Below are 17338 nucleotides of genomic sequence, written 5' to 3'. Positions count from 1 at the left end.
AAAAGAAAGAGGTCATCGAAGTGGAATATCTACGCGTTACGACGCAAGACATGCTGGAAGAAGCAATCGCCGTTCGGTTCACCGTGTTCGTCGACGAACAGAAGGTGCCTGCGGATTTGGAGCGGGATGAATACGATGATTCGCCGGACGCTTGCCATCACTTCGTGGTGAAGGATAATGGCAAAGCCATCGCTGCAGGCAGGTGGAAGGAATACGAGCCGGGTATCGCAAAGCTGCAGCGGATCGCCGTACTGCTTCCTTATCGGGGTACCGGCGTGGGACGGCAGTTAATCGCGGCGATGGAATCCGATGCGAAGGCAGCGGGCTATGCGGCATCCATTCTTGGCGCGCAGTGCACGGCGGAGGGATTCTATCATAAGCTCGGCTATGAGACGGAGCCTGGCGAGCCGTTCCTGGATGCGGGCATTCCGCATGTGAACATGCGCAAGAAATTATAGCAGCGATATCTCTAAGCTCTGTGGAGGCGGCTAAATTCGCTGCTCTACATAGGAAAATAGGATGTGCAAGTAAGGGACGAGACAGTCAATTGGCTGTCTCGTCCCTTTTTCGTTGCATCGTCCCTTTTTCGTCATAACGTCGCTTCTTCCTCGTGGACCAAACCGTTATAATGAACCTATAGATTCTATTCCATGGTGAATAGAGGATGTCGAATGACGATAGAGGCTGATGATGGACTATGGACCAGGGGCGCAATTCGCGCACGAATAAGACCGCATGGCAGCGATGGCTGCCGCTTCCCGTATATCTCGTTATCCTGTTCGCTGTTTGGACGAATAAGACCGAGCTGCTGGACTGGCTGCGGTCGGGTGACGTCTCGCCGGCGATTCTTTTGCTCTTCGTAACTGTATTGGCCTGCGTACCCGTTATTCCGTTCAGCGTCGTCATCGGCACGATGGGTTATCTGTATGGACCGCTTCCGGGCGCGCTGATCAGCTTAGCCGGCGCTTGGCTAGCGGCACTGATGATGTATGGCTTGTTTCGCTACATGCTGCGGGATAGGGCGCGCGTGCTGCTCCGCCGTTATCGCGTGACGGAACGCTGGACGGCTCTTGTCGAGCGTTATCCGTTTCGATCGATCCTGCTGGCAAGGCTGATTCCGATCGTCTCGCAGCCGGCAGTGAATGCCTACGCCGCCGCGGTGGCGATTCCGTTCCCGGTCTATGCCGCGGGCTCGCTGCTCGGCAAAATGCCGGCGATGCTCGTGTTTGCTTTTATCGGCGGCCGAATCTCGGGCGATCGTCAGTCGCTTCTGGCTGCTATCGGCGTGTATGCGGGCTTCCTGGTGCTTGTTTATTTGGGGAATCGGCTATGGATGCGGAAGGGCAAGCAGGTGCATGCAGACAAGTAACCGATTTACTCCATTCTTCTTATTTTCCAATATTTAGAATGCCGCTATAATAGGAGAGTAGGAATCGAGAGACTGAGCGTGCGGGGTGGATGCGATGAAACGGTTGATTACGGGTGGTTTAATGATGATCAGCGGTACGGCTTTGTATATTGCGACTTTCAATGTGGCCGTTCGCTATTTGCCTTCGGTTACCGGGTGGCGGACGTCGAGGTTTCAGGAAGCGCTTCGCGAGACAGGTGGGGCCGCAGCTCATACGGCCAGCGTGTGGTTGATCGTAGTAGGCTTGTTGATTATTCTGTATGTGAGTTTCTTTGAGGGCATTATACGACGTTATGTCGGAGCGTCGATGCGCAAGATTAGCGAAGCGAACGAAGATTGGGACAAGAAACATAAGAAACCAAGCATCGAGCCTTAATCATGTCTGAACGATACCTAGGAGGAAGATCATGTTGAATTTGAAGCTGCCAAGGGAAGAAAAAGAAACCCTCATTCAGAGCGTTCAATCGTTTTTCGAGGAGGAGCGTTCGGAATCAATCGGCTCGATCAGCGCAGAGGCGCTTATCGACTTTATGCTGAAGGAACTCGGACCGTACGCGTACAATCAAGCCCTCGCGGATGCCAGGAAAGCCGTTCAGGATCGAGCGGCTCAGCTCGAGGACGACCTGTATACGCTGGAGAAGCCAATTCGTCATTTGCGGTAAGCGGCAGTCAATTATGGAATCATTGAAACTTTATCATTATTTCGAGCAAGCTGGAGGCCCGTTCAGAAATTTATCGGCACTGGCGGACGATGAAGCCGAGCGCGTTGCGGCTAGGCTCCGAACGGAGGGACGCGCGTTCGCAAGCAAACGCAGCGCCGACTATCTCATCATTCGCCGAGAGCTCGAGCGGCGTGCAAGGAAGATGTTCGGGGACAAAGGCGGCAAGCCTGCTAGCCCGTATCCGCATTATATGACGATTGGGCCTTGTCCTTGGTTGGAAACGTGGTTCGTTCAACCTGACGTTCTTGTCGTGGATTGGGATTATTTTAACGAACCTATCCTTAGTTTCACCTACGGCGATCTGTTCCCGACGATGCGTTTTGAAGACAACCGTCCTTATCGCAAGCAGGTGTTTACCAAAGCGGAAATGATTGAAGTCATCGAAAAACATGGTCTTCCACAGCACTGGAATCCGCAAGGAACGAATGGCCCGGAACGGTACGTCGAGGTGCAGGTGTGGGATGACAATGCGGTCCAAGCGCTTGTGAGGGAGGTATGGCGATGTTCTCGCATCGGACCTTAAGAGAAGACGATCTGGAGAAGATCGCGTCGTCATCGCGATTCAAATGGGCATTCAGCTCTGAAGAGGAGGAATTCTGTCCATGGATCCAGCTCAGCAAATCATGGCTTACGGACGAACGGCGGAAGTGTTCGCCTATGGCGATGGACGCGTCTTGAAGCTGTTTCGGGCAGGCGTACCCGAAGCGCTGATCGACGGCGAATTCCGAATAAGCAAATGCGTATCCGAAGCCGGCATTGCTACGCCCGAAGCATTCGAAATCGTGGATGCATCCGGCCGCAAGGGTATCGTCTTCCAGCGAATCGATGGCGAATCCATGCTGCAAGCCATCATGCGTAACCCTCAAAGCTTGGATCAGGCGGCTTCGCAAATGGCAGCGCTTCACGCAGCCATTCATCGCCTCGAAGCACCTGCCATTCCTTCGCAGCGTGAAACACTGACAAGCCGCATCCTCGAAGCTCCGCTGCTTACCGACCCTGAGAAAAGCCGGATCTTGTCGCTGCTCGCCCTTCTTCCGGAGAAGGCGACAATATGTCATGGCGACTTCCATCCCGATAACGTGATGGTGTCGGATCGGATGTGGATCATCGATTGGATGACGGGAACGAGCGGTAATCCGGCAGGCGACGCGGCGCGGACGATGCTGCTGCTGCGAATCGGGACGATGCCTGCCGAAACGCCGACTGACGTGGTCGCGAAGATCGATGAAATCAGGCAGCGCATGTTGAGCGTCTATACGGAGCAATATCTGGTCCACGCTGGCTTGCGGATGCAGGATATCGAGCCCTGGTTTATTCCGGTGGCAGCCGCAAGACTGGTGGAGTGGATTCCCGAGCAGGAGAAGCAGCAGCTTGTTCGGTTGATTCGGGACAGTTTAAGCTAAGCCGATGGAATGCGGGAACGGTGAAGGAGGTGAAGGAGGAGACAGATGGGACAATTAGACGAGAATCACTATCCGACCTTGGCCTCGCCCGTGGATTGGGGACCCGTGATCGGGACGTTTAACCTTCACGAGCGGGCTGGCGACGTATCCCTCATCAGCAATATCAGTATCATCCCGTTCGTCGGCAGCCAAGTCGTCATGATGCAAGTGGACAACGGGCGATGGGAGCTGCCTGGAGGCACGCTTGAGGCTGGTGAACATTACTTGGACGGCTTGCGGCGCGAACTGATGGAGGAGCTCGGGGCAACGCTGATCAATTACCGAATTTTTGGCTCGTTTCATTGCGAGTCCAGCGCAGCGGCGCCGTATCGGCCTTATATCCCGCATCCTTACTTTCGGCGGCTGGTCGGATACGGCGAAGTGGAGATCGTCGGACTACCCCTCAACCCGGAAGATGGCGAGCAGGTGACACGCGTGGAAGCAGTGGATATCGAGGAGGCCGTGCGAAGATTTCAAGCGGGCGACCGCTATGACTTGGCCGAACTCTTTCTCCTCGGTCATACCGTTCGAATGGCAGATCTAGCGCAGCCGGAAAGGGAAGAAGGATGAAAAGGCGTTGGCTGATTATTTCCGCAGGAGCAGCGATTGCAGTTCTTTTTCCCGGGATCGTTTATCTTGCTCTTCTAGGTAGTCAAGCTGTGCTGCAGCATGACCCGGGAGATTTTCAATATCACGAAAGTTACTTCATGGTCATAAATTTCGGTTGGGTAGGCTACTTACTTAGTACAGTAGTAATCGGCGTATTATATACGGCTGTCTGCGTATTGTATGCGGCCATAAGGAGGATGAAATCATGAAAGAGCAGGTTGTCATCGTTCCCTATGATTCGAACTGGCAAGCAGAGTTCGCGCAGATCGGCGCTTCACTTCGGCAGGCTTTGGGCGAGCGGGCCTTGCGGATCGACCATGTCGGGTCGACTTCTATCGTTGGTTTGGATGCCAAGCCCGTCATCGATATTCAAATTTCCATCGCGACATTCAATGAGCTGCATGACATTGCGGATGCCTTGGAAACGGTCGGTTACTCGCAGCGGGAGGACAATCCGGATCGAACGAAACGATATTTCAGGGAAAACGAAGGCATGAGAAGAACGCATATTCATGTCCGTGAGCTCGGAAGCTTCACCGAACAGCTGGCGCTTCTGTTCAGAGATTACGTCCGTACCCATGCGCACGAGGCGAAACGATACGCAGCCGTCAAGCATTCGCTCGCGAAGTCGCTTCGCCATGATCGCGAACGTTATACGGAGGAGAAGGAGCCGTATATTTGGGATATCCTGCGCAGCGCGAGCAAATGGAGCCAGAAAATCGGTTGGAAGCCTGGTGCTTCGGATGTTTAAGAGTTCCTGCAATCTTCTGGATCATTGAAGGAATGGAGTCAGCTATTATGATTAAACTGTCAGAGGCAATTGCGCTCCGCGAGCAGGGTCGTTTGGAAGAAGCACGTGCGGCACTGCTTGCCTTGACTGACATGGAGCCGGGCAATCCGGACGTCTGGTACCAATATGCATGGGTGCATGATGTAATGGAATTGGAGCGGGAAGCCGTTCCTTATTATGAGAAAGCGCTTCAGCTGGGGCTCGCGGGCGAAGCACGACAGGGCGCCTTGCTTGGACTCGGCAGCACGCTTCGTACGCTGGGCCGTTACGAACAGGCGAGAGAAATATTCGAAGCGGCGATTGAGGCGTATCCCGATCGGCGGGAATTTCAAGCTTTCTATGCGATGGTGCTCTACAACTTGAAGGAGTACGCGGCATCCATGGGAATTCTGCTGCGTCTTGTCGCCGAGACGAGCGGAGATGAAGGAATATCGGCTTACCGCAAGGCAATCGGCTTCTATGCGGACAAGCTGGATCGCATTTGGTAGACCTAGGCGACATCGAAAGGGCGAGGGTAGAGGATGGAGAATTCACGGCGAAAGCCAGAACCGGCGCGTTCCCATGAGGAGAGCGCTTATGTACGAAATCAACTCATTGCCTATAATGCAAGCCGGCTGCCCGAATCGATTCGAGACCGTTACGAAGAGATTCATCTGGTCCAAAGAGACGCGAAAGGCAATATCGTCGGCGGACTGCTAAGCGAGTATTGCTGGCAATGGATCGAAGTCCATATTTTATGGGTCGACGAGAAATGCCGGCATGAAGGGCACGGATCGGCGCTGCTGGAAGAGATCGAGCGCATCGCGCGCGAGAAGCAATGCACCTTTATCAAGTTGAACACCTTCTCGTTCCAGGCGCCGGACTTTTATAAAAAACACGGATATGCCGAACTGGCGGTCATCGAGAATGCCCCGTTAGAACACCGGCATTATTATTTCATCAAACCGATCAGCTAGCAGAGGAGACCTACAACCATGAGTCCTTTAGTCGCAGCCGTCGTTCCATTCCTCATGTTCATCATGCTGATTGGCTGGCTATGGAGAAATCAACGGAAAAACAAACGATTAACGAAAACGAAACCGCAGGGATTCCCGCTCTATCCCGTCAGCTTCGAGGCAGTCCCCGACATGCCGAAGCCGTTCGGCTACAAAACCCAATGGTTCGCGGTCCGAACGACGGATACGCAGGCGGTGGCAGATTCCTTGCGCCTCGGGCAGCAGCAGCATGCGAACTGGCGGACAGGGATGGCCGGTGCCGAGGCCGGCTACTACTACATCGCTCCGCCCGTTCAGGGGTGGACGCTGGTCGTGAATCCGTATATGCCGGATCTTAGCGGTTTGGAGGAGCCTAGTCCCATTCAAGTACTGGAACAGCTCAGCGTTGTTTTCGGCGAAGCCTGTTATTTCGCCTCCCACCGGATCGTTGGCTATTACGCTTGGATTAAAGCGCAGCAAGGCGCAATCGTCCGCGGTTACGCCTACATCGGCGAGCGGGGAGAGACCATTCTCGACCAAGGCAGTCTAAGCCCCGCCGAGCGCGAGGCGAACCTGGCATTCACCGAATCGGATGCCGAAGACCCTTCGCTGCCGGACGAAGAGGATGTGCTCGTAATGGCAAGAAAATGGAGCGTGGATCCGATGATGGAACAAGGCGGCTATGAAGCGGGGACGGGGCTTGCCGGCATTCTCGAAGCGGCGGAGTAGCGATCCCGAATAAAGGAGGAGGCGATTCTGGATGTGGGCCATCGTCATTTGGCTGTTGAGTGTGTTTTTTGGCTGCTTTATTCTTAACTGGATCATCCGTTCGGCCATCGACGGCTCTGTCATAGGCTCGATGTCAACGGAATTGCAGACCATGAGCAGCAGCATCAAGATCGAACAGCAGGAGTTGAGGCAGCAGGTTGCGGAGTTAACGGCGTTAATCAAGGTGCAGAACGAGGTAATCAAATCCTTGAAACCGACTGACGGCAGCGGAACAGGCAGTGCTCCTTCAAGCGAATAAGCGATCATTGAATAGCACTAATTATCGTTGAAATGAGGAGCAACTTAAATGTCGTCCCCATCGAATCTTGTCTATCGAGTTATGGAAGAGGCGGATCTTCCTGCCTTGCAAGCGATTTATAATCATTACGTGGAGCATACGACGATTTCCTTTCATACGGAGCCGGTGACGCTCGAGCAATTCAGCTCCAACGTTAAGCATGCGAATCCCCGGTACAAGACATTTGTCATCGAAGAGAATGGGACGCTGTCCGGTTATATGCTGCTTACCCAACATAAGAATAAGCAAGCCTACGATGTAACCGCGGAAGTGACGATCTATTTGCAGCCTCAGGGTCTTGGCCGTGGAATTGGCGGCAAGGCCATCGCCTTTCTCGAGCAAATCGGTCTTCGCGAAGGCTTCCACGTGCTGGTGGCGACCGTGTGTACGGAGAACGAGCGGAGCATCGCGTTATTCGAGCGGAACGGTTATGAGCGCTGTGCGCTTTTCCGAGAAGTCGGCTTGAAATTCGGGCGCAGGCTGGATATCGCTTCCTACCAAAAAATCATCCAATAAACCGGGGGGCTGGAGAGGCAATGGAGCGTATTGCGTATATTCGAGAGCAGGAGAAGCACTATCACGATGCGTGTTACGCGCAGCATAAGCTGTTCGAGCCCGGCTCCTGGCTGCATATGCCCGTGCGTACCGTGATGGAGCTGCTAGCCCAATTCGACGCCCGCGACGAGCTGCAAGTGCTCGACCTGGGATGCGGCATCGGCCGCAATAGCATCCCGATCGCGCAATCCTTGCTTCGGCGGCGGGGCAGCGTCGTTTGCGTGGATCTGCTGGAATCCGCAATGGAGAGCCTCGCCGCATATAGCCGGCAGTACGGCGTCGAATCCTATATTCAGCCCATTCACGCCAGCATCGAAGACTACTTCATCGAGCCGGAGAGCTTCGACTACATCGTGGCCGTGTCTGCGCTGGAGCATGTCTGCTCGCAGAGCGCGCTTCGGGACAAGCTTGCGGACATCACGAGCGGAACGAAGCCGGACGGCATCAACTGTCTGATCATCAATACGGGATCGAGCGAAACGGCTGCGGATACCGGTGAACGTCTTGATCCGTTGTTGGAGGTCAATTTGCCGACGGAGGATATGCTTCAGCTATTGGATAAGCAATATGCAGGCTGGGAGATGCTGCTCCGAACGGTTAAACCGCTCGTATTCGATATCGATCGGCAGGGCAGACCTGTCAAGCTGGCCTCGGACTGCGTCACGTTCGCAGCGAGAAAGATTCTGGTCTAGAGACGGAAGGACCGATTGAATAACTGCCAAACGGCTAATGAAGGAAGCGATCATAAGGCGCGCTGCTGCACTTGCAGGGCGCTTTTTTGCTATCGTGCGAGACTGAGCGGATCGAACCGGACGACTAAAATATGGGTTGCTTTTTTCGGGTTATACAGTATACTTTAATCATTAGGTATATCGATATTAAGGATTTCCTTAAAATCAGTATACTTATTACACGAAACGACAAAGAGTTACATCAATCGTCAAGGGGAACGTCATGGAAGCGAGGGATGCTGTAGAAGTGTCGGAAAGCATGATCGTATTACTGTTTTTGTAAGCGTATACAAGTTTGGTCGACAATCCACGATGAGGTGAAAACATGCCAAAGAGAAGGATTCGAAAGCTTTCGATGGTGTTGGTCTTTTGCCTAATGGCAACGCTGCTTTATGCCTGCGGCGGCAATAATTCCAACAACGCAAACACAACGACGACAAACGACGCAAACAGCAATGCGAATACCGGCACGAACAACAGCAATACGCCGGCCGATACCGGCAACAACACCGCTAATAATGATGCTCCTGCGAATAACGGATCCGGCAATGAACCGGCGGAACCGGCTGCGGAATGGCAGGGCGAGATCAACATCAACGTGAGCAGCACGAACAAAGCCGGCTGGAACGCCGTTGCGGCCGCCTACACGGCGAAGAATCCGAAGGTGAAGATCAACGTCGATCTGAAGCCGGACGGCTACGCGGATTGGCTTCGCGCCCAACTGACGTCGGCAACGCCGACTCCGGATATCGTCAACGGCAACGTCGTTGCCGATCTTATCAAGACGAAGTTCCTGGGGTACAACTCCTACCTGCAGCAGCTTAATCCGTACACTAATAACGTGTGGATCGATGATTTCAAAGATTTCGCAACGCAAAGCAAAGACATTACGACAGGCGATTATTACAACTTGAACTTGGAGACGGTCCAAGTGGCCTGGTTCTACAACAAGTCGATTTTCGAGAAGGTCGGCGTTACGCCGCCTACGACGTGGGATGAACTGGTCGAGGTTTCCAAGAAAATCAAAGCGGCCGGCTATATTCCGATCGCGCTCGAAGGCGACTATGACAGCTTCTGGTCCGGTTCGGTCGGATGGCTAATGCGGATCTACGCGGATTCCTACCTGCGCAGCAAGTTCAAGGACGTTCGCTGCCAGCCTGGAGACTTCTGTTACGACGAAGAGGTCGACGGCGCGTGGCAGGAGAATATTGCCGATCCGCATAACGATGACGATGCGCTGGTCACCAAGAACCCGCTCCGTCAGTGGAAAGCGATTCAAGACCATACCCTGAACGTAACCAATGACGATTACAAAGAAATGTACACGAATTTCAAGAAGCTCATTCCGGAATACGTGGAGAACGGCTTCTTCGGAACGAAGAAAGCTTACCCGCTCTTCCTGAGCCAGAAAGCGGCAATGCGGCTTGACGGCGCTTGGCTGATCACGTCGTTCGACAAGGATTTGACGGACAGCGAGAAGAACGGCGGCAGCAAAACGGCTCTCCCTGCTTTCGAATACGGCGTCTTCCCGATGCCGAAGATGGAAGGTCCGAACGTGGACGCCCCCGTTCGTACGATCGAAGTTCCGATCGGCTTCCTGTCGGTCGTGAAGAAGGATCAAGCGCATAACGATCTTGTCATGGACTTCATGAAATTCTATGCAAGCGCCCCAGGCTACAGCGTTTACCTGGATGCGACTCTGAAAGACGGCCAAGGCATCTCCGGACCGCCGATCCTCAAAGGGGTACAGGTCGATCCGAAGATTCAAGAGAAATTCGACAACCTGACGCTGCTCGGCAACTCCGAGAAAGGCAACGCGATGGGTGCGGTATCCCGCGGCGTGGCCGACTTCCAGCCTTCCGTTCGCGAATGGGTCAGCTTGGCGCAGGAGTATTTCTCGGGCAAGAAGACGGTAGATCAGTTCCTCGAAGCCTACCAGAAATCGATCGACAAGAACTTCGAAGGCGCGCTGAAGTCACAGCATCTCGAGCTTTCCGATCTGACGACACCGGAGAAGAAGCCGCCTGAACGTAAATAATCTTCTGCAGCGCAGCAAGGCAGAGTGGGATGTGTTCCCTGACACCCCACTCTGTTTTAATTATGATCGGCGATGGAGGATATGTTCATGATCATAGCCCGCACGAATGAATCGAAGCCTTTCCCACTGCGAATATGGACGGTTACGGCCGTTGCCCTGCTGATCGTCAGCATAGGATTACTCGTCAGCGCACTGCTCGTGAAGCAGCAGCTGAAGCAGCCGGTTGAATGGAGCGCGGATACAGGGATACTGCAAAGCGCCATCGCGCTCGGCGGCGATCAAGGTTTCGTCGTCGGCAACAAGTCCAATAAGATCGTGAAGACGGATAAAGCAGGCAAGGAATTGTGGTCGGTGCCGACGACGGGCACCGTGACCGGCCTTGATCTGGCGCCGGACGGCAAGCGGCTCGCGGCGGTGACGGAAGATCGTAAAATGATCATCATGGACGTCGAGACCGGTAAGCAGACCGCGGCGTGGGACGTTCCGTACCCGGCCGTAGCCGTCAAATGGGGCGAGAACGGGAATATTGCCGTATCGACCGGCTTGGCCGTCAAATACAGGGTCTATACGTATTCGGACGCAGGCAAACGACTGACGACGTTCAATCAATCGATCGCGGTCCGGGCGCTCGCTTTTACCGATTCCGGCGATTTGATCATCGGGACGAACGCGTCGAGAGTCATGGTTATCGACGGCGAAGGCGCTAAGAAATGGGAGTATCTATCGCGCGCGCCGATCGTCGGCGTAGCCATAGAAGGCAAAACCATCTATTATCTGGACAATACAGGCAATTACGGCGCGTTGAGCGACAAGGGAAAGCTGCTGTGGAAACGGCATGTGTCCGGATCGTTCGTCGGAATGAATCTCTCGCATACAGCCTCGCGGCTCGTCTTCGTGACCGAATTCGGCGGCGTGCAGCTCGTCTCCGCGAAGGACGGCGCGTTCATTACGAAGCTGGACATCCCGGAATTGAACAAGGATGGAGCAACCTCGGGGATCAGCATTGCGCCGGAAGGCGACAAGGTGCTCGTCTTCGGCAATTTGGCCGTGAAAGTCAACGTGGATGCGATGGCAAACTACGATTCCAAATCCGGGATTCATGACAGCTTGACGACGATCCTGATCATCGTTCTTGTCTTGTTCGTCCTTGCGGTCGTCTTCCGTTTGTTAATGGGCAATCCGAAGAGCCGCAAGAAGACGCTGCTGCTGTTCAAACGAATCTGGCAGAGCAAAACCGCTTACCTGCTGCTTGTCCCGACCGTCGCGCTGCTGCTGCTGTTCAACTATTATCCGGCGGTTTCCGCCTTTTATCATGCGTTCACCGATTGGAGACCCGGCGCCCGCACGCATTTTATCGGCTGGGACAACTTCAAGAAGGTCGCGGACAGCCATTATTTCTATATCGGCTTGAAGAATTTGCTGTACCTCGTCGTGACGCACTTCTTGAAGCTTGCCGTGCCGCTCGCCGTTGCGGTTATCGTGTTCCATATCATCTCCGAGAAGGTACGGTATTGGGTTCGCAATCTGTTCGTATTCCCGATCGTCATGCCGTCGATCGTCGGCGTGCTGGTCTGGCAGTTTATCTATGATCCGAACTACGGCTTGCTGAACAACATCCTGACGGCCGTCGGGCTGGATTCATGGACGCATTCGTGGCTCGGAGAGACGAATACGGCGCTGACGTCGATTATATTCATCGGTATTCCATGGATCAGTCCGTTTGCTTTCCTCGTATTCTATGGCGGATTGATTGGTATACCAAACGAAATCTACGAAGCGGGCAAGCTGGACGGCATCGGCCGGTTCAGACGCTTCTTCAGCCTGGAGCTGCCGCTGATGACCGCTCAGGTCCGGCTGCTGCTCGTGTTGACCTTCATCGGTACGATGCAGGAATTCAACGCGATCTATCTGACGACCGCCGGCGGACCGATGGACAGCACGTACGTGCCCGCGCTCGAGTTGTATTATTCCGCGGCGAAGTTCAGCGATTACGGCTACGCCTCGGCGATCGGGGTCGTGCTGTTCGCGGCCATCCTGGTCGGCACGTTATTCCAGATGCGGATGAAGTCTTCCGTCGAATACGACGCGTAGCGAAAGGGGAGATCGGACATGGAAAAATCGAGCAAAGCGCTGAAAGCGGGCACCTGGTCCATTCTGGGTCTGTTGATCCTGTTGACCTACGTGCCGTTCGTCCTGATGATCGTCATCTCGTTCCGGAACAACGGCCAGATTTTCACGCATTTCTGGTCCTTGCCGGATCCCTGGATCTGGCGCAATTATGCGGATGTCTACAAAGAAATCTCGCGGAATATATTCAATTCCGTCACCGTCTCCACGATTGCCACGGCAGGCGTCATCTTCTTGTCGTCGCTCAGCGGGTACGTATTCGGACGGCTTCGGTTTCCGGGGAAAGAACCGATCTATTACCTCATCCTGTCCCTTATGATGGTTCCGGGTATCTTGACGATCATTCCGCTGTTCATTCAAGTGACCGGCTATCATCTGGAGAATACATGGTATGCGCTCATCCTCCCCTGGGTAGCGGGGGGACAGGTATTCGGCATTATCCTCTGCCGGACGTTTATCGGCTCGCTGCCGGGCGAACTGTTCGAATGCGCGCGCATGGACGGCGCTTCGGAATTCACCAGTTACTTCCGCATCGCACTTCCGCTCATCCTGCCGGTGCTGATCACGCTGGCGGTCATCAACATCGTCGGCAACTACAACGATTTCATATGGCCGCTGCTCGTCATCAACAGCGACGAGAAGCAGATGGTTACGGTCGTCCTGAACTCCATCGGGCAGAAGTCGGGCGTCAACGTCACCCAGTACGGCCTGCGAATGGCCGGCTACATCATGTCCAGTCTGCCGCTGCTCGTCCTGTTCTCGTTCGGGATGAAATACTATATTTCGGGCGTCACTTCAGGAGCGGTAAAGGGCTGAAAACGCCTGGTAAACGACGCTGGCGTTCGTACGCAAAGAACCTTCAATTCCACGTTCACGTGGCATTGAAGGTTCTTTGCTTTATCATTTGATATTACGCCTTACTCGAGCGGGGCATCAATCAAGGTAGCGAAGTTGAAAGGATGCTTATGCCCGTCGTTGAGGGTCGTTCTGCCAGTAACGAAATGCACATGCTTGCCATTGCCCACCGGGATGGCGGGACCCGTGCGGATCTTGATTAGTTTATGAAAATGGTCCAAGAAATCGGTACGATTGAAAATGATATCATGCACATGGCTTTCTCCCGATTTAATCGCTTGCCCAGTCACGCCGGCGAATCGATGGTTATGCCGATCGTTTCCAGCTTCGGCCAATTTCGTACTGCCTTCGAACTCATGGACATGTCTTTGCGAACGGTAGCGAGCTTTGGTTTCCTTCTTTAACGAGTCGGTTTCCTTAGCATTGTGGCAATAGCCCCCTAGTGAGAGATCGTTTCTCCATAGGGTATTAAATCGCGTACAAGAGGTGTTAGTCGTCAGTCATGCAGTAACAGATGCCGGGTGGAGCAAGTCGCCTAACTTCAGGCCGCTTCCGCCCTTACGGCCCTTCGATTGCGCCGGATGCGATTTTGGGATAGAATGCGACTGACAAGGGGTTGTCGCTCGGCAATCTCGCGGTCGCAGACAACTAGAAGAGCGAAGGCGCATGTTCTCCTTCGCGGCTTGGAGGCATGGGACGACGGATGAACGGTTGGGCAAGGCGAGTACAGGCGATCCTCCCCTATACGCTGAAATACCGGCTGATCGCGATGCTGGTCCTGTCGGTCATGATCCCGATGCTGCTCATCGGCGCGATCTCCTATTACGGGATTTACAACGTGCTGCAGAACAAAGTAGAACGCGGGGTCGAGAAAAATCTCGAGCAGGAACGGAACGGGCTGGAGTCGATTTTGAGCAACCTCGACTATTCGTCGCGGCAGCTCGCCTTCGAAGGCAAGGTCGGGAAGGACTTGAAGACGTACCTGAAGACGGATGACCCCCTTGACAAGCAGGACCTCAGCAAGGCGATCGAGGACTATATCTCGCTGATCAATTATACGAACCCGCTGCTTGGACTAACGGCTTATTATTTGCCGGAGACGAAGCAGTTTCTGTTCGAGAATCTTTATATCAATCCCAAGCTGAGCTTGGACAGCTTTCATACGATAACCTCGCAGCCAGGCAAGTATACGCTGAACGGACCGCATCAAACGCTGTACGTCAACAGCAAGAATTCCGTCTTCTCGATCATGCGGGAGACGGACTCGAGCGGAGGAGAGCCGGGGGGGCAGCCGATCTTCGTCTATATCGAGACGAATGTGTCGACGATCGAGAAGCTGTTCAACAGCGAGCCTTATGGGATGCCGGTCACGCATCTGCTGCTCGACCAGGACGGGAAAATCATCTACAGCGGAGGGGACAAGCAGTTTCCGGCCGGTACGGATTACGCGACGCTTCGGTCGGAGCGGAAGAACAGCCTCGTCTTCTTCGATGCGCCGAGCAAGTACGGCATCAAGCTTGTGCTCGTCATCGAAAGCGGCAATTATCATCAGGAGATGAACGCCTGGCTGAAGCGATTCGCGATCGTAGGATCCATCTCGCTGGTAATCGGCCTATTGATCGGCCGGGTGATCTGGACGATGATCTACCGCCCGCTGCAGCGCATCCGCAAGCAGTTCAAGATGCTGGGCGAGAGCCGGTTCAACGAGCCGCCGGATTCCATCCAGATCAAGGAATTCGACGAGCTGCTGGCGCACTTCTATGACATGCGTCAGCGGATCAGAGGCTTGATGTCCGAGATCGAGATGAAAGAAACGCGCAAGCGTCATCTGGAAGTCGAGAAGCTCATGTATCAGATCAATCCGCATTTTATTCATAACACGCTGAATACGGCGCAGTGGCTGGCCCGCATCAACGGTCAGGACGAAATCGTCAAGCTGCTGACGATCTTCACGCGCGTGCTGAACTACAATCTGGGCAAGGAAGGCCAGCTCGTAACCGTGCAGGACGAAATTCAGACGGTCCGAGACTATATCGAGCTGCAGCAAATGCGCTACAATCACCAGTTTAACGTGGTTATCCAAACGGATGCCGGCTCCGAGGCGATCGAGGTGCCGCGGTTCCTGCTCCAGCCCATCGTCGAGAACGCGATGTATCACGGCTTCAAGCAGAAGGACGGTACCATTCACGTCATCGTGCGTTTATTGGGGGCGGGTCATTTCTTGATCGAGGTCAGGGACAACGGCGAAGGGATGTCGGCCGAAACCGTCAACGCGTTGTTTGCGACGGGGGGCGGCGAGCGGAGAAAGGTCGGTCTTGGCATCGGGCTGTCATTCGTCAACAACATCGTCCGCGTGTATTACGGGGAGCTATACGGACTGGAAGCGGAGAGCGAGCTGGGCGTCGGCACGGCGATGCGGCTCAGGCTGCCGGTCGTGATTAAGGAGGGCTGGGATGATCAGGACATTGATCGTAGATGACGAGCATTTGGTGCGAAAAGGGTTGATCCTGACGCTGCCGTGGGAAGAACGCGGCTTTCGGATCGTCGGCGAAGCGGATAACGGCGAAACCGCGCTGGAGATGATGGAACGAATGCCGGTCGATTTGCTGATGACGGATCTGACGATGCCGGCGATGGACGGCTTCGAACTGATGAAGCGGGTGAAGGAGCGGCATCCTTCGGTCGTGACCGTCGTACTGACCTGCCATCAGGATTTTCATTTCCTGCAGGACGCGATGCGTCTCGGTGCGATCGATTATGTCGTCAAGACGAACCTGGAAGGCGAAGTGCTTGAGGATATGCTGAGGCGCATCGCGGAACGCATGAGTAACGGCCAACAAGGCCAGCAGCGCCAGCCTGCCCCGGTCGCGGAAGAAAGGCAGTCGCTTGTGCTTCTCCAGTCGGATTCGGCAGGTGCAGCCGCATCGACGGTAGATTACGGCAAAGCGTATGGAGCTTTGGCCCTGAACGGCGAAAACGAGTGGCTGTTCGCGAATCGGAGCCGGACGGAGATGGATTCCTTGCTGGACGAACTGTCCGCGGCATCGCCGACCAGTCTTATGTTCCGGGTTCGAGTTACCGGCTGGCATACGCGCGCGAAAGCTTCGGAATGGCTGTCGGCACTGCGGGAGAAGCTATTCTATGATTATCTGCCAGGGGAGGACGGAGCGTGGCCGGTCCCGCTCGCCGAGCTTGAAGGGCTGGCCGTCACCCGCAAGTCTGCCCAACCGGAGTCCTTATGCCTTGCATGGACCGCGATGCGCTGGGTGTTCGATACGAAGGAATTCGAGCGGTGGATGGAAGTTTGTCGCGCGGAACGACCTCGAAGCTCCTTGCTTATCCAGCTGTTCGAGCGGACCTTAGTATCCTGGTCGATGCTGACAGGGATGTCCGAAGCGTTCAGGAATGGCCGGGATGAAGCGCGCGCCTATCGGACGCTGACCGAATGGGAACGGCGGTTCGAGTCCGGCAGGCGGGAGCTGCACGTTTACGCGAAGAGTTTCTCTTGTTCGGGCGATGTGTTCATTGCCATCCTGCGCGCGATCGACCTGCTGCAGACGGATGCCGGCGAGCATGCGAGCCGAGCGGATCTGGCTGGCATGGTGAATTTGAGCCAAGGTTATTTCAGCACGATATTCAAGGAAATCGTCGGCCGGTCGTTTCATGACGCCGCCAAGGAGCTTCGCCTGGAGAAGGCGAAGAAGCTGCTGATCGAGCATGCGGACATGCCGATCTACTGGATCGCGGAGAAGACCGGATTTCAAGACGAGAAATATTTCAGCAAGATCTTCCGCATTCAGACCGGCATGGTTCCGTCCGAATACCGGGAACGGCATTGTCGTTAAGCGGAGCAGGCCGAGCTGCGGATAACTTGGAATCCAGACCCGTGCGATGCGTTCGCAAGGGTCTTTGTTTCATCCAGCGAAGGTCGAAAATTGTCACCGGACGTCTGAAAACGGTTCGATTTCCGGGAGAAGAGCGTCCAAGGCTGAACGTTTTTCTCCCTTCGCACGATTATTAT

At 54.6% G+C, this 17338-nt stretch carries 19 protein-coding genes and 1 pseudogene; 19 read left to right on the top strand and 1 reads right to left on the bottom strand.

Annotation, left to right across the window (positions count from 1 at the left end; all coding sequences use genetic code 11):
• Nucleotides 1–50: 50 nt before the first annotated feature.
• The 17 genes from AC0YNU_RS08515 to AC0YNU_RS08435 all read left to right on the top strand — a co-directional run bounded on the left by AC0YNU_RS08515 (nucleotide 51) and on the right by AC0YNU_RS08435 (nucleotide 13278).
• Entirely contained in the window at nucleotides 51–458 is a 408-nt protein-coding gene (locus AC0YNU_RS08515) for a GNAT family N-acetyltransferase (RefSeq protein WP_475756224.1), read from the top strand.
• Between the two features lie 239 nt (nucleotides 459–697).
• The gene (locus tag AC0YNU_RS08510; protein WP_475755228.1) at nucleotides 698–1369 is read left to right on the top strand and encodes a TVP38/TMEM64 family protein; all 672 of its coding nucleotides are present in this window, start codon (nucleotides 698–700) and stop codon (nucleotides 1367–1369) included.
• A gap of 94 nt (nucleotides 1370–1463) precedes the next feature.
• Nucleotides 1464–1784 (top strand): hypothetical protein, encoded by a 321-nt coding sequence (locus AC0YNU_RS08505; protein WP_475755226.1) that lies wholly within the window; start codon nucleotides 1464–1466, stop codon nucleotides 1782–1784.
• 31 nt (nucleotides 1785–1815) lie between these two features.
• Entirely contained in the window at nucleotides 1816–2070 is a 255-nt protein-coding gene (locus tag AC0YNU_RS08500) for a DUF2164 domain-containing protein (RefSeq protein WP_475755224.1), read from the top strand.
• A gap of 13 nt (nucleotides 2071–2083) precedes the next feature.
• Nucleotides 2084–2653 (top strand): hypothetical protein, encoded by a 570-nt coding sequence (locus AC0YNU_RS08495; RefSeq protein ID WP_475755222.1) that lies wholly within the window; start codon nucleotides 2084–2086, stop codon nucleotides 2651–2653.
• Between the two features lie 79 nt (nucleotides 2654–2732).
• Nucleotides 2733–3533: a phosphotransferase family protein gene (locus AC0YNU_RS08490; RefSeq protein ID WP_475755220.1), complete on the top strand. Its 801-nt coding sequence runs from the start codon at nucleotides 2733–2735 to the stop codon at nucleotides 3531–3533.
• Nucleotides 3534–3578: 45 nt separating this feature from the next.
• Nucleotides 3579–4142, top strand: a complete 564-nt coding sequence (locus tag AC0YNU_RS08485) for an NUDIX hydrolase (RefSeq protein ID WP_475755218.1) — start codon at nucleotides 3579–3581, stop codon at nucleotides 4140–4142.
• A 244-nt stretch (nucleotides 4143–4386) separates the two neighbouring features.
• On the top strand, nucleotides 4387–4932 hold the full coding sequence (locus tag AC0YNU_RS08480; protein WP_475755216.1) for a GrpB family protein: 546 nt from the start codon (nucleotides 4387–4389) through the stop codon (nucleotides 4930–4932).
• Between the two features lie 47 nt (nucleotides 4933–4979).
• Complete coding sequence (locus AC0YNU_RS08475) at nucleotides 4980–5459, top strand: tetratricopeptide repeat protein (protein ID WP_475755214.1); 480 nt, start codon at nucleotides 4980–4982, stop codon at nucleotides 5457–5459.
• A gap of 33 nt (nucleotides 5460–5492) precedes the next feature.
• Complete coding sequence (locus AC0YNU_RS08470; protein WP_475755212.1) at nucleotides 5493–5927, top strand: GNAT family N-acetyltransferase; 435 nt, start codon at nucleotides 5493–5495, stop codon at nucleotides 5925–5927.
• 18 nt (nucleotides 5928–5945) lie between these two features.
• Nucleotides 5946–6674, top strand: a complete 729-nt coding sequence (locus AC0YNU_RS08465) for a hypothetical protein (protein WP_475755210.1) — start codon at nucleotides 5946–5948, stop codon at nucleotides 6672–6674.
• Between the two features lie 31 nt (nucleotides 6675–6705).
• Nucleotides 6706–6972 (top strand): hypothetical protein, encoded by a 267-nt coding sequence (locus AC0YNU_RS08460; RefSeq protein ID WP_475755208.1) that lies wholly within the window; start codon nucleotides 6706–6708, stop codon nucleotides 6970–6972.
• Nucleotides 6973–7020: 48 nt separating this feature from the next.
• Nucleotides 7021–7527 (top strand): N-acetyltransferase family protein, encoded by a 507-nt coding sequence (locus AC0YNU_RS08455; RefSeq protein ID WP_475755206.1) that lies wholly within the window; start codon nucleotides 7021–7023, stop codon nucleotides 7525–7527.
• Nucleotides 7528–7547: 20 nt separating this feature from the next.
• Nucleotides 7548–8258 (top strand): class I SAM-dependent methyltransferase, encoded by a 711-nt coding sequence (locus AC0YNU_RS08450; protein ID WP_475755203.1) that lies wholly within the window; start codon nucleotides 7548–7550, stop codon nucleotides 8256–8258.
• A gap of 364 nt (nucleotides 8259–8622) precedes the next feature.
• On the top strand, nucleotides 8623–10335 hold the full coding sequence (locus tag AC0YNU_RS08445; protein WP_475755201.1) for an ABC transporter substrate-binding protein: 1713 nt from the start codon (nucleotides 8623–8625) through the stop codon (nucleotides 10333–10335).
• An 87-nt stretch (nucleotides 10336–10422) separates the two neighbouring features.
• Nucleotides 10423–12426: an ABC transporter permease subunit gene (locus AC0YNU_RS08440; protein WP_475755199.1), complete on the top strand. Its 2004-nt coding sequence runs from the start codon at nucleotides 10423–10425 to the stop codon at nucleotides 12424–12426.
• Nucleotides 12427–12444: 18 nt separating this feature from the next.
• A complete protein-coding gene (locus AC0YNU_RS08435; RefSeq protein ID WP_475755197.1) occupies nucleotides 12445–13278 on the top strand; it encodes a carbohydrate ABC transporter permease in 834 nt (277 codons plus the stop codon).
• A 101-nt stretch (nucleotides 13279–13379) separates the two neighbouring features.
• Here AC0YNU_RS08435 and AC0YNU_RS08430 read toward each other — a convergent pair.
• A pseudogene (locus AC0YNU_RS08430) lies at nucleotides 13380–13691 on the bottom strand (YmaF family protein); the annotation flags it as partial.
• Nucleotides 13692–14020: 329 nt separating this feature from the next.
• Here AC0YNU_RS08430 and AC0YNU_RS08425 point away from each other — a divergent pair.
• Together AC0YNU_RS08425 and AC0YNU_RS08420 are read left to right on the top strand one after the other, a co-directional pair.
• Nucleotides 14021–15796: a cache domain-containing sensor histidine kinase gene (locus AC0YNU_RS08425; protein ID WP_475755195.1), complete on the top strand. Its 1776-nt coding sequence runs from the start codon at nucleotides 14021–14023 to the stop codon at nucleotides 15794–15796.
• Nucleotides 15771–17162, top strand: a complete 1392-nt coding sequence (locus tag AC0YNU_RS08420) for a response regulator (RefSeq protein WP_475755193.1) — start codon at nucleotides 15771–15773, stop codon at nucleotides 17160–17162. The genes AC0YNU_RS08425 and AC0YNU_RS08420 overlap by 26 nt, the downstream gene beginning before the upstream one ends.
• Nucleotides 17163–17338 lie beyond the last annotated feature (176 nt).

This window comes from Paenibacillus sp. J31P316 (assembly GCF_056269105.1).
This window is presented reverse-complemented; position numbering and strand designations above follow the sequence as displayed.

Coding starts and splice junctions, on each gene's coding strand:
- AC0YNU_RS08425 (WP_475755195.1), top strand. CDS start 14,021: ATGAACGGTTGGGCAAGGCGAGTACAGGCGATCCTCCCCTATACGCTG.
- AC0YNU_RS08470 (WP_475755212.1), top strand. CDS start 5,493: ATGGAGAATTCACGGCGAAAGCCAGAACCGGCGCGTTCCCATGAGGAG.
- AC0YNU_RS08450 (WP_475755203.1), top strand. CDS start 7,548: ATGGAGCGTATTGCGTATATTCGAGAGCAGGAGAAGCACTATCACGAT.
- AC0YNU_RS08510 (WP_475755228.1), top strand. CDS start 698: ATGGACCAGGGGCGCAATTCGCGCACGAATAAGACCGCATGGCAGCGA.
- AC0YNU_RS08420 (WP_475755193.1), top strand. CDS start 15,771: ATGATCAGGACATTGATCGTAGATGACGAGCATTTGGTGCGAAAAGGG.
- AC0YNU_RS08480 (WP_475755216.1), top strand. CDS start 4,387: ATGAAAGAGCAGGTTGTCATCGTTCCCTATGATTCGAACTGGCAAGCA.
- AC0YNU_RS08435 (WP_475755197.1), top strand. CDS start 12,445: ATGGAAAAATCGAGCAAAGCGCTGAAAGCGGGCACCTGGTCCATTCTG.
- AC0YNU_RS08505 (WP_475755226.1), top strand. CDS start 1,464: ATGAAACGGTTGATTACGGGTGGTTTAATGATGATCAGCGGTACGGCT.
- AC0YNU_RS08455 (WP_475755206.1), top strand. CDS start 7,021: ATGTCGTCCCCATCGAATCTTGTCTATCGAGTTATGGAAGAGGCGGAT.
- AC0YNU_RS08465 (WP_475755210.1), top strand. CDS start 5,946: ATGAGTCCTTTAGTCGCAGCCGTCGTTCCATTCCTCATGTTCATCATG.
- AC0YNU_RS08485 (WP_475755218.1), top strand. CDS start 3,579: ATGGGACAATTAGACGAGAATCACTATCCGACCTTGGCCTCGCCCGTG.
- AC0YNU_RS08445 (WP_475755201.1), top strand. CDS start 8,623: ATGCCAAAGAGAAGGATTCGAAAGCTTTCGATGGTGTTGGTCTTTTGC.
- AC0YNU_RS08475 (WP_475755214.1), top strand. CDS start 4,980: ATGATTAAACTGTCAGAGGCAATTGCGCTCCGCGAGCAGGGTCGTTTG.
- AC0YNU_RS08440 (WP_475755199.1), top strand. CDS start 10,423: ATGATCATAGCCCGCACGAATGAATCGAAGCCTTTCCCACTGCGAATA.
- AC0YNU_RS08490 (WP_475755220.1), top strand. CDS start 2,733: ATGGATCCAGCTCAGCAAATCATGGCTTACGGACGAACGGCGGAAGTG.
- AC0YNU_RS08495 (WP_475755222.1), top strand. CDS start 2,084: ATGGAATCATTGAAACTTTATCATTATTTCGAGCAAGCTGGAGGCCCG.
- AC0YNU_RS08460 (WP_475755208.1), top strand. CDS start 6,706: ATGTGGGCCATCGTCATTTGGCTGTTGAGTGTGTTTTTTGGCTGCTTT.
- AC0YNU_RS08500 (WP_475755224.1), top strand. CDS start 1,816: ATGTTGAATTTGAAGCTGCCAAGGGAAGAAAAAGAAACCCTCATTCAG.
- AC0YNU_RS08515 (WP_475756224.1), top strand. CDS start 51: ATGCTGGAAGAAGCAATCGCCGTTCGGTTCACCGTGTTCGTCGACGAA.